General features: G+C 33.8%; 11 protein-coding genes and 1 CRISPR repeat array. All 11 genes read left to right on the forward strand.

What is annotated here, in order from left to right:
* Positions 1-572: 572 nt before the first annotated feature.
* Positions 573-1385: a CRISPR system precrRNA processing endoribonuclease RAMP protein Cas6 gene (cas6, locus tag ACHJH3_RS06960; RefSeq protein WP_407064194.1), complete on the forward strand. Its 813-nt coding sequence runs from the start codon at positions 573-575 to the stop codon at positions 1383-1385.
* Positions 1386-1424: 39 nt separating this feature from the next.
* The gene (gene cas1, locus ACHJH3_RS06965) at positions 1425-3620 is read left to right on the forward strand and encodes a CRISPR-associated endonuclease Cas1 (protein ID WP_407064195.1); all 2196 of its coding nucleotides are present in this window, start codon (positions 1425-1427) and stop codon (positions 3618-3620) included.
* Positions 3617-3889 carry a CRISPR-associated endonuclease Cas2 gene (cas2, locus tag ACHJH3_RS06970; RefSeq protein WP_407064196.1) on the forward strand — a complete coding sequence of 91 codons (273 nt, stop codon included), beginning with the start codon at positions 3617-3619 and terminating at the stop codon, positions 3887-3889. Before cas1 ends, cas2 begins: the two co-directional genes overlap by 4 nt.
* Before the next feature lie 429 nt (positions 3890-4318).
* Positions 4319-5738: direct repeats of the CRISPR family, unit length 37 nt; unit sequence ATTTCGCTCGAGCTTCCCCGTTTTAGGGGATTGAAAC.
* 267 nt (positions 5739-6005) lie between these two features.
* Complete coding sequence (locus ACHJH3_RS06975) at positions 6006-6335, forward strand: hypothetical protein (RefSeq protein ID WP_407064197.1); 330 nt, start codon at positions 6006-6008, stop codon at positions 6333-6335.
* Positions 6336-6511: 176 nt separating this feature from the next.
* On the forward strand, positions 6512-8029 hold the full coding sequence (locus ACHJH3_RS06980) for a Cas10/Cmr2 second palm domain-containing protein (RefSeq protein WP_407064198.1): 1518 nt from the start codon (positions 6512-6514) through the stop codon (positions 8027-8029).
* Positions 8026-8568, forward strand: coding sequence for an RAMP superfamily CRISPR-associated protein (locus tag ACHJH3_RS06985; RefSeq protein ID WP_407064199.1), 543 nt, complete (start codon positions 8026-8028; stop codon positions 8566-8568). Before ACHJH3_RS06980 ends, ACHJH3_RS06985 begins: the two co-directional genes overlap by 4 nt.
* Before the next feature lie 2 nt (positions 8569-8570).
* Positions 8571-9953 (forward strand): hypothetical protein, encoded by a 1383-nt coding sequence (locus tag ACHJH3_RS06990; protein WP_407064200.1) that lies wholly within the window; start codon positions 8571-8573, stop codon positions 9951-9953.
* Positions 9953-11290, forward strand: coding sequence for an RAMP superfamily CRISPR-associated protein (locus ACHJH3_RS06995; RefSeq protein WP_407064201.1), 1338 nt, complete (start codon positions 9953-9955; stop codon positions 11288-11290). The genes ACHJH3_RS06990 and ACHJH3_RS06995 overlap by 1 nt, the downstream gene beginning before the upstream one ends.
* Positions 11277-11699, forward strand: a complete 423-nt coding sequence (locus ACHJH3_RS07000; protein WP_407064202.1) for a TIGR04423 family type III CRISPR-associated protein — start codon at positions 11277-11279, stop codon at positions 11697-11699. Before ACHJH3_RS06995 ends, ACHJH3_RS07000 begins: the two co-directional genes overlap by 14 nt.
* Positions 11696-13552 (forward strand): TIGR03986 family type III CRISPR-associated RAMP protein, encoded by a 1857-nt coding sequence (locus ACHJH3_RS07005; RefSeq protein ID WP_407064203.1) that lies wholly within the window; start codon positions 11696-11698, stop codon positions 13550-13552. Before ACHJH3_RS07000 ends, ACHJH3_RS07005 begins: the two co-directional genes overlap by 4 nt.
* Positions 13549-14337, forward strand: a complete 789-nt coding sequence (locus ACHJH3_RS07010) for a hypothetical protein (protein WP_407064204.1) — start codon at positions 13549-13551, stop codon at positions 14335-14337. Before ACHJH3_RS07005 ends, ACHJH3_RS07010 begins: the two co-directional genes overlap by 4 nt.
* The last annotated feature ends 14 nt before the right edge of the window (positions 14338-14351 follow it).

A 14351-nucleotide genomic window follows, 5' to 3' on the forward strand; every position in this document is an offset into this window, starting at 1 on the left:
TAAAAATTAAAAATATTTATATCCTAAGTAAGGGGTATTACAAAGCTTAAATATCAATGAAGTATTTTAACAGAGCCAAATAAAAATATCTTTAAGTAAGATTTATTTTTAGTTCTTCTATGATATTTAAAATATTAGCGGCGTAGCATATATATAGTTGCAATTATGATATAGCAGTTTCAAATCAAAACAAGCTAAGTCTTGTAAATAATAAATGATCTCAGCTGTATGCGAAAAAACCTAAAATCTATTTAATATTCAAAAGTAATGTTTTAATCAGGTTTTAATAAAAAGCATATAAGTAGTTCCACAAATATATTTACGAGCCGATCTGTAAATAACATTAATGTTTTAAAAGATAGATTGCTCATGATGACAATCGGATAGTCCTGCAATAGTAATAAGAATATATCAAGGACAATATAAGTTAAAAATAAATGAGCAAGAATAAATATATCGCTTAATAAGATAACAGCCATAATAAGAATGACTAAAAAAGTTAGTTTTTTACATATTGGTATGAAAAAGTATTTTATAGTATAATCGATGTTAAAATTTACAAGCAAATAATAATGATTAAATATCTAACCATTGGCGTAAACGGCATCAGTATAAAACCTACTCACGCATTTATAGGCTCTACTATCAGAGGTGTTTTTGGAAGGGGTTTAAGGCAGGTTGCTTGTCCATATATTGATGCGAGTTGTGATAGTTGCCGTTATTTTGACAAGTGCATATATGCCGAGTTTTTTGAAAATATATCCAAATCACCCAAATTTATACTTGATATAGATTTTAACTCAAATAGTTTTGATTTTAAAATTTTACTTTTCGAAAATGCCGTATCATATTTAACCCATATTATTATTGCCATAGAAAATATGCAGCAGATAGGACTTGGTATATCTAGGCAGAAATTTTATTTTAAAAATTTAACTATAAATGACAAAACTATATCGCCTCAAGAGTCTATCAACTCATCCGATCACACTCTTGTTTTTTCGCCAAGCTTTTCTGCTGGCGACTATAAAATCACCGCCTTAACTCCGATACGTATCAAACAAAAAAACGGCTTGGTTCGCTCAAAGCTTGATTTTAAATCATTCATTAGGCAAATAGCTATGAGATTTGGCGAACTAACGGATACTAGTATAGATAAATTTGAAGTGAAATTTGATAAATTGGAGCAAAATTTTAAATTTCATGATCTCGAGCGATACTCAAATCGCCAAAAAACAAAAATGGAATTCGGTGGTCTTATGGGGGATATGAAGGTTTATGGGCTAGATGAAAATTCGGCTAAATTTCTAGAACTTGCTACTTTAATAAATGTTGGCAAGAGCACCGCATTTGGGCTTGGCAAGATTAAAGTAGGGCGAATTTAACTCATATTTATTTATAACAAATCTACAAAGGAAATAGTTGTGTTTGAGCTTAGTTTGGAGGATATATTTACTCAAAACGCTTATGAGCTAGCCCTAAAAAGACTCAAGAAAACATCACTTGGGCTTGATGGTTTAAGCATAGATGATATTTGTACTCCATCTTTTTATGAAGATTTAAAAGATGAAATTTTTAACTTCTCCTATTCGCCACAGCCTTTAAAACGAGCTTTTATACCCAAAGAAAACAAGGATGAACTTAGAAAATTGGCGATTCCGTCATTAAAGGACAAATTTATACAAAATATACTTGTATCCGAGCTATCAAGATATTTTGACAAAGGCTTTTCAAACTGCTCTTATGCCTATAGAAGCGGTAAGTCCTACACTAATGCAATTTATCGTGCAAGAGATTTTTTAAAAACCTATACATATGTGATAAAAAGTGATATAAAAGACTTTTTTGAAAATATAGATCATAATTTTTTGCTTGAGATATTAAATAATCATATAAAAGACTCTCGTATCACCAGACTAATTGAACTTTGGATAAAAAATGGGATTTTTTCTAAATTTGACTATCTGCCTCATCAAAAAGGCGTTCATCAAGGAGATGTTTTAAGTCCGTTACTTTCAAATATATATCTAAATCAAATGGATATGTTTTTACACTCAAAAGCTATCGACTTCGTACGCTATGCCGATGATTTTGTTATCTTTTCAGCGTCCAAAGATAATGCCGAACAAATTCTAACCGAGCTTAAAGCCTTTTTATCCACTATTAAGCTATCTATAAATGAAATAAAAACTGCTATTTACGATCAAAATACTGAATTTACATTTTTGGGTGTAAATTTCAAAGGATCAAATTTAAGCATATCCGAAGAAAAGCTTCTGTCTACTCTCAAAAAGCTCTCATCTCAAGCTAAAAAGCCGAATATAAAAGAGAGTATAGAAAATTTAAATTCTTATATTTTTCATTTAAAAAGCATCAAGCTAAAGTTACTTTCGCTATCTCAACAAGATAGGCTTATAAAGCATTTTGATGAAATTATTACAAATTTAATTAGAAAATTTATAAAAACTACCGATAAGCGAACATTAGTAGATGAGCTTATAAATTTGGAATTTCCATATCCTATAACCCTACAGCTTAAAAAATCAAAGCTCCTATCATGCTACAAAAACGCCAAGCAACCTCGCATAAAGTCTGTCGAAGACACACTAGAAGCCAAAAAACGAGAGTATCTTAAAAATTTCTCCCATAGTTCCCTTATTCATATTACTACTCCGTTTTATTTCTTAGCTCTTTCTCAGGGCAAATTTGTTTTAAAGGAGCATGGCAAAATAAAGCATAAATTTCCCGTTAATCAAATTTCGCAAATCATAATAAACGCTGACACTTCTATAAGCTCATCCGTAATCAAAGAGTGCTCTAAAAGGAAAATTTCTATAGATTTTATAGATGAAAAGACAAATTTAAGCTATGCTACACTATTTACTTCAAATAGCTCTATAACCAAAACCGCTGTCTCTCAAATTTCGGTTGTAAAAACCAAAAAATCACTCAGGATAGCCCAGCAATTCGTTATCGGTAAAGTAAGAAATCAAATCAACTACTTAAAATACTTGAATAAATATCACAAAATTTTAGATGCCGAAATAGAAGCAATGCAGGGAATTTTAAAAAATTTTATACCCACATCCTCCTCTTCGGCGGAGCTTATGGGGTACGAAGGCACAAGCGCAAACTCATACTGGCAGGCTATCGCAAAGGCTATTGATTATAAATTCGGCTTTTGTGGGCGTATCACAAAAGGTGCAACCGATACTGTAAATTCGGCGCTTAACTATGCTTACGCCATCCTTTATTCTAAAGTTTTAAAGTCCATAGTTGCAGCAGGTCTTTCTCCTCACGTCTCATATCTGCACGCATTAGACGAGCAAAAGCCTGCTTTGGTATTTGATTTAATAGAGGAATTTAGGACGTTTATTGTTGATCGCGCAATCATATCCATGATAAACAAAAATGAGCCTTTTGATATCAAAGACGGGTTATTAAGCGTCGATACTAGGCGCAATATCACCAAAAACGTCAATGAAAAACTATTTGCATATACTACATTTAGAAGCGAAGAGATAAAGACTCAAGACATCATAACCAAACAGGCATACGCGCTCAAACATTCTATTTTAGAAAACGTAAAATACAAACCCTTTATAGCGAGATTTCAATGAATTTAATAATATGCTACGATATACGTTCGACCAAACGCAGAAATAAAGTCTCAAATTTACTGGAAAGCTATGGGCTAAGGGCAAATTACTCTGTTTTTGAACTTGATATAAAAGAGGGCGATTATCATCTCATTAAGTCTAAAATTGCAAAACTCATAGAGCCAAAAAGTGATAAAGTTCTATTTTATCGTATGTGCAAAACCTGCTTGGCTAAAAGTGAAAGTATGGGAGAAGGCAAAATTTTTAACCCGCTTGATACTTATATCTAGCGCCATCTATCCGCAAAAGATTTTCGAACTTTTTAAAATTTCAAACCTGTGTGTTAATCGATATTTTATATTGGGTTAAGTATAAATATATTCGAAAATCAGAAATTTGATATTTTTAAAATCGAGATTTTCGTATTTTTATCTAAACTAGTTTTTAAAAAACTTCATTTCACGGCTTTTGGGCTATCTAAATTTGTTATAAATTTCGAAAAAGAACAATTTTATTAAATTTTGTTTTGGATTTTCGAACTTTTTAGAGATTGTAAATATGCTTTTTATCGATATTTTAATGTAACTATAAGCAAAATACCTCAAATTTGAAAAATATCTTTTGTCGCATTTTCGAACTTTTTAGCTCTTTGTGATATAATGCCGCTTATAAGTAGCTCTTTAAAAACTCATTGTTAATTTTAATGCGTTTTGATGGCTATTTCGCTCGAGCTTCCCCGTTTTAGGGGATTGAAACTCTTCCTCCTGATCCTGACAATCGTCAGAAGGGAAGAAAAATTTCGCTCGAGCTTCCCCGTTTTAGGGGATTGAAACAGTTCCACCCATATTCATAGCCATCTTATTGATGTATATTTCGCTCGAGCTTCCCCGTTTTAGGGGATTGAAACGACAAGTTCCAAGAATATTCGAATCCTTCTGCCTCATGAATATTTCGCTCGAGCTTCCCCGTTTTAGGGGATTGAAACCCCTCTAGGGTCGTCACAAGGCTTTTTCTGGAGTTGGATATTTCGCTCGAGCTTCCCCGTTTTAGGGGATTGAAACCGTTGAGGAAATGACGAAGGCCACTCCTCTTGCTGCTTTCAGCAGCGTATAATTTCGCTCGAGCTTCCCCGTTTTAGGGGATTGAAACTTTACTGCAAAACCTTGAAAGCTTCCTAGATATACACCATTTCGCTCGAGCTTCCCCGTTTTAGGGGATTGAAACACTGGCTACATTACCCAACCAGTCCCTCTCGTAATCATATTTCGCTCGAGCTTCCCCGTTTTAGGGGATTGAAACATTTTCATTTTTTATCCTTTAATTAAAAATAATCTTACAAGATTTCGCTCGAGCTTCCCCGTTTTAGGGGATTGAAACTTAGAGTGAATCATGTATGTGTCCCACTCCAGATTCATTAATTTCGCTCGAGCTTCCCCGTTTTAGGGGATTGAAACTCTGAGTTACGCTCCACCTCTCTTACCTTTATTTATTTCGCTCGAGCTTCCCCGTTTTAGGGGATTGAAACATATCTTGCTCTTTTTGAACAGCGTTTTGTTGGGCTACCTGCGATATTTCGCTCGAGCTTCCCCGTTTTAGGGGATTGAAACATTCCAATCCCTCGCCAGCGGCGATAACTCTCATGTCCTCTGATTTCGCTCGAGCTTCCCCGTTTTAGGGGATTGAAACGTGGACCCCCTCGCCCATCTCTCCCTCGTAATAGAGATTTCGCTCGAGCTTCCCCGTTTTAGGGGATTGAAACTTTTTTCCGTTTCGTCATCCCATGACGAAAACACGTTTGAAATTTCGCTCGAGCTTCCCCGTTTTAGGGGATTGAAACTTGATGTGGGTGTCAACCCATGTGCCGTTCTCCTCCCAAATTTCGCTCGAGCTTCCCCGTTTTAGGGGATTGAAACCAATTGTGTGCTTTGCGGCTCTTGCAACTCTCGGGCTAATTTCGCTCGAGCTTCCCCGTTTTAGGGGATTGAAACACCAAATCTGGTGTGAACCAAGGTTAAAACATTTAACCTTAATTTCGCTCGAGCTTCCCCGTTTTAGGGGATTGAAACATACTTTAGCTCTTTTAAAATTTCATCGATATTTTTATTTCGATCGAGTTTCCCCGTTTTAGGGGATTGAAACCCTCTCAACTCTAAAATTAAACCTATTCCGCTACTATGTATTTCACTCAAGCTTCCATTTTATGGTTAGCTATTAATAAAGTAAAATAGCGACTTGTTTTGCTTTTTAATACTATTTTACTTCCTCTTACGCTAAAAATTTCAAATAAATAAAATTCAAGCTTAAAATGACAATATATGACATAAACTCTTTGTAGAATTACTTGATTTTGTTTTTTAGTTAATACTAAAAGACAGAGTCTAAATTTAATAACAAAAGAGGTGCAGTATGGATAAGATATTAGTTGCAGTAGCTATTATAGCCGGTATATTTTTTGCGGATGAGACATGTCCTATGCCTATTGAGCACTATCCTTATATGGTGGCTCAGGTTGGTCAAGATAGCGGCGAAGAAGAGCAAGATATGCTTGCTAATATGATGACTCTACTTAGTGCATCTATGGGAGTCAAAAACTCTCTGATAGAGGGTATAGAATGTGAAATTTACGGACTAACGGAACAGTTTAAGCTTTTTAGCGTTTGTAGTTTAGATAGAGGGGATAAAAAATTTAGAACACTTGGCATATTTAATAAAGTCATTGTTTTAAACGGCAAATAAATAATTGCAAGTATGATAATCGGATTATTTGAAATTATGCTTTATAAAATAAATATGTTTCAAATTTGGATAATATGATATTAAAATTCAATTTTTTTTAAAAATGCTTAATACTATTGTTTAAAATATATTAAAAAATATGATAGAATATTGTGAATATTGACAAAGGAGCTTAGATGGCAAAATACCTTTACGGCGTGAGTGTGCAAGGCATCCAAGAGTTTATATATAAAACAAACAAGCTTCAGGAGATAATAGGCGCAAGTGAGATAGTGGATTGGCTTGGAAGAGAATTTGATCTAGATCAAACTTTGCAAAATACGAGTAAGATTTATGCTATCTTTGATAAATTTAAAAAAGATGGCTTGGTGGATCAAATTTTATTAAATGCGGCAGGAAATTTTAGGGCTATAGTTTCCGGCAAAGATAAACTTGAAAAAATAGTTTTAAATTTACCTAAAGATATTATGCAAAATGCTTACGGCATTACAGTTTCGCAAGCCGCAGTAGAGTGCAAGGATAACGAAGAGTATAAAAATGTATCTTATGAACTCGAGAAGAGATTAAAGATACAAAGAAACAAACCTAGCATCCCGCTTGATACTAGTATAAATTTAATGCTTCTTAGTCCTAAAACCGCAAGAGCTACGTATAAGATAGAGCATGAGGAGAGAATTGATATCTCGAGTTCTCAAAAACGTGAAGCGCATAAAGTTTGGTTTGATAAAAATCGCAAAAATAACGATAAATTTGTAGAACTAAAGGAATTTAGTCAAATTTCAAATTCTAAAAATAAAATAGCTATTATACACGCTGACGGTAACGGGCTTGGGGTTTTGGTTAAAAGGCTTTCCGATAGGATAAATTTTAGCAACCTTGACGAGATAACAAAATTCTCAAAAGCTTTGGATAAAGCTACTAAGAATGTCTTTAAAAGTGCAAAAGAAAAAATAAAAGAAAAAGACTATAAAGATAGCGGTAAAATAAAAAACATCATCTTAAGCGGAGATGATATGACGGCAGTTTGTAGCGCAGATGTGGCTCTTGAATTTACTAAGTATTTTATTCAAGAATTTGAAAAACTTACGGCGCAGGATAGTGCCATAGAGGGTAAGCTAACTATGTGTGCAGGCATAGCATACTGTAATGAAAAATATCCGTTTCATTATGCTGTTGAGCTTGCAGAAGCGCTTTGCTCTGTAGCTAAGAAGCACTCTAAAAACATCTATGTAAAAGATCCAAATAAAGACATAGCTCCAAGTTGTTTGATGTTTCATAATATACAAAGTTCAAATTTTCAAAGTTGGGATAAGTTTATTATAGATGAACTTGCCGTAAAAAACGAAGATGGTTTTATAAGGTTTGACTTCGGACCATACTATATAAACGAAAAATCACAAGCTAAAGTCGATGATTTGCTGGCTCTTGTTAAGGTTTATAGCGGAGATGATAGTCCAAAGACTAAGCTTAGGGGGTGGTTAAAAGAGCTTGCTATAAGCGGTAAATACGCAAACAATATGTTAGATAGGATAAATGAAATTTTAGGTAATAAAAGAGATGTTTTTGATGTGCCTCTAAAATCTTTAAACGAGAAACTTTCAAGTAGTGATTTGATAATAGAGAAGGATGGGCTAATAAAAACTCCGATTTATGATGTTTTGCAAATTTTGTCTGTTAGCGGAGATATAAAATGACTTTAAGATATGAGCTTAAATTTTTTGATTATTGGCATGCGGGTAGCGGACTAAGTGGCGGCGCGGCACTTGATAGCTATGTGATAAAAGATGATCGCGGGCTCCCTTATATGCCCGGCAAAACCATAAAAGGACTTTTAAGAGAGATGGCGGAATTGTTTTGGAATCAGGATAGTATCGATAAATGCTTCGGTAAACAAAGTAATAATTACGGTCAAGATAGTGACGATACTGTGATGGGAGAATGCTATTTTAGTAATGCCGTACTTGAAGAAGGCGTAGCAAAAGAGATAGTGTCAAACAATCTCGCACATAACCTATTTGAAGTAGTATCTTCTACTAGAATAGATGAAAATGGAGTTGCTATTGATAGGTCTTTAAGGGATATAGAAGTAGTCGTGCCCGTTGTGTTGCACGGTAATATAGATATTGCCCAAGAGTATGTGCATGATATGAAAAAGGCAATGGATATGATCAAGAGAGCCGGACTAAACCGAAATCGCGGACTTGGTAGATGTAAATTTGTTATAAAAGGATAGTTATGAGAGAGCTTGTTTTTGAAATCACGTTTAAAAGTGCAGTTATCTTGCAAGCTACCTCTAATACGCAAGGCAAGATAGATGTGCTTGATTTTATCCCAGGAAGTAATTTTTTGGGTATGACGGCTAGTAGATACTGCGAATTTAGCAAGCCTTTTGATATATTTCACAGCGGAAAAGTAAGGTTTGGCGATGCGTATCCTGTCATTAACGGCAAAGAATTTTTTAAAATCCCGCTTTCTTATTTTCATGAAAAACTAGATAGTAGTAAAATTTACAACCACCACATGCTAGCAGATGATGATTTTAAGGTTTTCGCGCAACTAAAACAAATAAGAAGCGGATATATGAGCCTAGATGGACAAAGACTAAATCTTACTTACGAATACTCTCAAAAGAGCGGATACGACAAGGAAAATAGACGCTCTAAAGATAGCGCTATGTATGGGTATGAAGCGTTAAAAGCAGGTAGCGTCTGGAGGTTTAAAGTAAGCCTAGATGATATCATCACTAAAGATAATGAAAAGCTAATAATAGATACTTTAGAAAACAGTAGAAGGCTTGGTAAGTCTAAAAGTTCCGAATATGGAGTCGTAAGTATAAAATTTATTGGCGATAGTGAGCAACAAGTAGATAAATTTGAGCCTAAAGATGACTATACTTATATCTATGCAAAATCAAGACTTGCTCTGGTCGATGACAATGGAAATCCGACTTATGATTTACAATATTTTTGCGGCGGACTTAATGATAAAAATATCGACTACGCTAAAACACAGATAAGGACCTCGAATTTTACCCCTTTTAATATGACAAGAGGAACAAAAGACTATGAGAGGCTTTGTATAAATAAAGGTAGCGTAATAGCCTTAAAAAATCTAACAAAAGAGCAAAAAGATAGTGTTAAAAATGGCGTTGGAGCATATTTAAACGAGGGTTTTGGAGAGGTTTTGATAAATCCTAATTTTTTGGATATGGGCGCCGTTAATAGTGCTATTATCCTTAAAGAAATTTTAGATACCGAGAAGAAAGAAGATATTGAGATTAAAAGCGATTTGGCAAAATTCTTAAAGCAAAAAGAGATTAAAAGACTTCAAATTCTTGATGTAGCGGCAGAGGTGGCAAAATTTATCGGTATGGACGGTGAAAAGTTAAAAGATATTCCAAATTCTCAGTGGGGAGCCATTAGAGCTATTTGCAAAACAAGTTGCGAAGATAGTATTTATGATGATATAAAAGAATTTATAAATAAAGGCGTTGCCGAATATAAGTGGAGAGATAAAAAAAGTGAAATTCTTTTAAAAGGGATAAGAGGTAGTAAAAACAAACTTCAGTTTACTCAACTGCTATCTATGAGATTTCCGCGAATAAAAGGAGAGAAGTAATGGAAAGATTTTTGGCGCATGTAATTATACGGACAAACACTCCTCTAAAAGTTGGCGGTGGCAATAGCGATTTGTTTTGCGATGCACCTGTACAAAGGGATTGGAATGGTCTACCTATGATACTTGGCACATCGATTGCTGGAGTTTTAAGGTCTGCCATAGAGAGTGAGGATAAGAACTTTGCGGATGAAATTTTTGGCTCAAAAGATGAGAAAAATACAAATAAGCAGTTTGGCTCAAGGTTAATCGTATCAAATGCTCTTCTTGTAGTAAATAAAGATGGAAAAGTTTGCGAAGATCTTTTGCTTGATAAAGGAAGTTTTTTATCAATTTTTGATGATTTACCTATTAGGGAGTATGTCTCTATTAACAACAAAGGTGTTGCGGCAGAACATGGCAAATTTGACGAAGAGATTGTATTTAAAGGAACTAAATTTAAATTTTCATTTGAATTTGATGGTCTTGAAGATGATTTTAAAAAGATACTAAATACTCTTTTTGATAATACGTTGAGACTTGGAGGAGGAAGCTCCAAAGGATTTGGAGAATTTTCGGTAGATAGCATAAAGTGGGGCAAAGTTTATCTAGGTAGTTATTCAAGCAGTTTGAATGACGATGTATTATTGAATGACTTTACCGATCAAAAAAACATAAATGAAAGATTTATAAAATATGAATTATCACTTACTCCTGATGATTTTTTCATATTTGGAAGCGGGATAGGAGATGATGAATCGGACCAAACGCCTATGCTGGAAAAAACAATTGATTATGAAAAAATGTCTTTGAGCGATAAAAAAATTTTAATCCCTGCAAGTGGCATAAAGGGTGCTTTATCACATAGAACCGCCTTTCATTATAATAAATTTATGCTTGCTAATAACGGTGATTATCAAAAAGTGGGCGAAGAAAATAAGGCCGTAAGAGAAATTTTCGGATATAAAAAAGACGGCAATGGAGGCAGAAAGGGAAGAATTTTAATTAGCGATTGTTTTAAAGAGTTTTGCGAAGATATGGACACAAAAGTATTTGATCATGTAAGCATAGATAGATTTACAGGCGGCGCTATAGACGGAGCTTTGTTTCAGGAAAAGACAATAGGAGCAAAAAGCGACAATGTTAAATTTACTATAAGGATTTTAGTAAAACCTCCTCAAAGTATGGATGATGATTTAAAAAGGTTTAAAGATGCCGTAAATGCTTTTGAAAATGCTCTTTTGGACGTAGCTGAGGGTCTTTTGCCTCTTGGAGGAATGACTACGAAAGGGCATGGATTTTTTAGTGGTGAAGTTATAAAAAACGGCGTTAGGATGGAGCGAAAAAATGAGAAAAACTAAAGATGAAATTTTGAACTATATAAAAAGTCTTGACGGGTATGAGGGGTATATCCAAAAACTTGGTAGCAGAATATCCGAAGACGATATATTTTTTAAACGTGGTATAAATGTAAATTTGCAACCAAATGAGTATATTTATGAGGCTCATTTTTTTAGTAAAAATGAGAATAAAAGTATCTTAATCAGGCAGATCAATGACTCTTGGATTGTGGATGAAGTTGATTTGAGCAAAATCAACTTAAAAAATGAAGACAATTTGCAAGAATTTTGGTCAAAATTCGGTCTTAAGATAAAAATGGCTCAAATTTGGGAAGAGGAAAATGACGAGCTTTGTGAAGGATTGCCTGTATTTAAATTAAAAAAAGCGGTTTTTGCCGGTTTTGCTGATGATGAAAAGGATGAGAGATGATAACAGCACCGTATAATTTTGTCCCGTTAAACGATAAGGTTTTCTATCCTTCTTGGGCGGATAAAATAAGTCATGATATACCTTTTGAAGACGGAGAAAGCGGAGTTATAGAGCTTGAAATCACGGCACAAAGTCCGATATTTATAAGAAATCATTATGCAGTCGGCGATACATTTTATGAAGTAAAAACAGATGGAGGTATTAAAAAATATTCAACTGAATTTTGTCACATTAAAAGCAAAACAGGAGGAAAGGAATTCTATATACCCGCCACAACTATCAAAGGTGCAATTAGAAATGTTTTAGAGATAATGAGCTTTTCTAGAATTCGCATAGACGAAGAAAAACACAAAAAATATCTCAGCGTTAGAGATATGACAAATAGAGATCTTCTTGCCGGCATTGCTAGCGGTTGTGGATTTTTGATAAAGAAAGGCAATGATTATATACTAGCTGATTGCGGAAAAGTAGTTACCATAAATCTACAAAAAGAAAAAGAGTATAAAAACATAAAAGAATATCAATATGGCAAAGATAAATATGAAAAGTTTGGTTTTTTAAAAGAGATAAAATTTTCGCAACATTACAATCAAAAAAAGAAATTTATCATTAGAGGTTCTTTAGGAGGGGATAAAGAAGGCTTTTTAGTTTTTACTGGTGATATACAAAACAAAAAACATGAATTTGTCTTCTGCGAAAACGGCAAAAAAATAACACTAGATAAAAATGTATTTGAGAATTTTGAAAAAGTTTATTTTAAAAATAAAAATGCTATAGACGGGCAGTATCTGAAAGATAAATTTGAAAAAGGAAACAAAATACCTATTTTTTATAAACAAGAAAAAAATGGAGGCAAAATAACACATATTGGCTTAACTCAAATTTTTAAGATTGCTTACAATAAAACAATATTTGAAGCGGCAAGACAAAATAACACTAAAGAAAATGGAGTTGATTTGTCTGAAGCGATATTCGGTTTTGTTAAAAAAGACAAAGCTTTAAAAGGTAGAGTATATTTTTCACATTTTAAAGCCAATTTGACAACCTACGAATACAAAGAAAATGAATACGTAGAAGGCATTCTCGGTACTCCAAACGAAAGCTATTATCCTAACTATTTGGAGCAATATGGTGCACAAGGAGTGACACCAAGGTATAAAACTCTTATGGATCAAGACGCTAGGATAAGAGGATACAAAAGATATCCGTTGCATAAAGAACCGCTCGCATTAAGCAAAGGAAATGATAAAAACCAAGATGTAAAAACAAAATTTAAGCCTCTTCAAAAAGGTGTTACATTCAAAGGTAAAGTAGTATTTCATAATCTAAAAAAGGCTGAAATAGGCGCCCTTTTAAGTGCTATAACATTTTGTGGAGAAAAAGACAAGATGCACAATATAGGTCTAGCAAAGCCTTACGGATATGGCAAGATAAGCATAAGCGTTAATTCCATAGGATTAAATTTTAGCCAGAATAATTATATAAAGGAATTTGAGCAAGAGATGGACAAATTTCATTCTAACTGGAAAAATTCCCCTCAAATTCAAGAGTTGTTGACTATGGCAAGCTCCACTAAATGCAAAAGCGATAGTGATTTAAAATACCAAATACTGGATCCTGACAACAAGAAGAATGACTTCTCAGAGGATAAAAAAGAGAAATGTTATTTAATGCAATACTCAAAATATACACCTGCTTTAAAAGACAAAAACTCCTGCAGCAATCAGAATAAAGTTTATCAAGCTAAAACAAACTCAACACAACAAATATGCAAGGCTTCAAAGAAAGAACCTGAGAATACAGGTTTTAGTAACCGTATAGATATAAGCTCTTTCAAGGAGTCAAAAAAATGAACAAATACCAAAATAGAGAGCTTCATAAGATATTCGTATCTTTTTTAGGAAGCAATGCTTTAAGCACAAAGGGCATAGCTATCATTATCATGATAGTTGTATCTTTTGCTTGGCTTCCTGACGGACTTAGTGCTTTATTTGATAAAATTTTTAGCGGAGATATCCTTAAGTGGGAGTTAAAAGACGGAACTATGCTTTGTCAAATTTTAGGTGCTGTTTTAATGCTTTATATTGTGATAAAAATGATTCCCAAAAAGGTTGCCAACGTTGATATTTCTATTGATGAAGAACCAAAGAAAGCCAAAGCTTTAGTGCTATTCTTAAGTCAAAACAGCAGAGCCGATGAAGATAAAAACTTGGAAGAAATAGGAGATTTTAAAAGCAACTACAGAATGCCTTTGATATCTATAGATTACCACAAAGATATGCTGGAAAAAATTATTTTAATCTGCTCTGATCAGTCTTTACAGGAAAAAGAGAAATTTTTAAAATGTATTGAAAATATATTCGGCAAGAATATTGTCAAGATTATTGAGGTTAAACATGTTGCCAACCTAGAAATGGCAAAAGATGTTTATGGCTGTCTAGAGGATACCTATAAAGAGTTAAATAGTTCCGGGATAGATGAAAAAGATATAGTGTTTGACGTTACGGGAGGTCAAAAGGCTGTTAGTATAGCAGGCGCGATATTTGCTATACCGAATAATAGACATTTGCAATATGTCTCTACAACGGATTATCGAGTTAGACATTATGATCTTACTTATGCGCAAGATGAATACTAATCATAAATGGAGTA

This window comes from Campylobacter canis (genome assembly GCF_045504005.1).
Lineage (GTDB): Bacteria > Campylobacterota > Campylobacteria > Campylobacterales > Campylobacteraceae > Campylobacter_A > Campylobacter_A canis.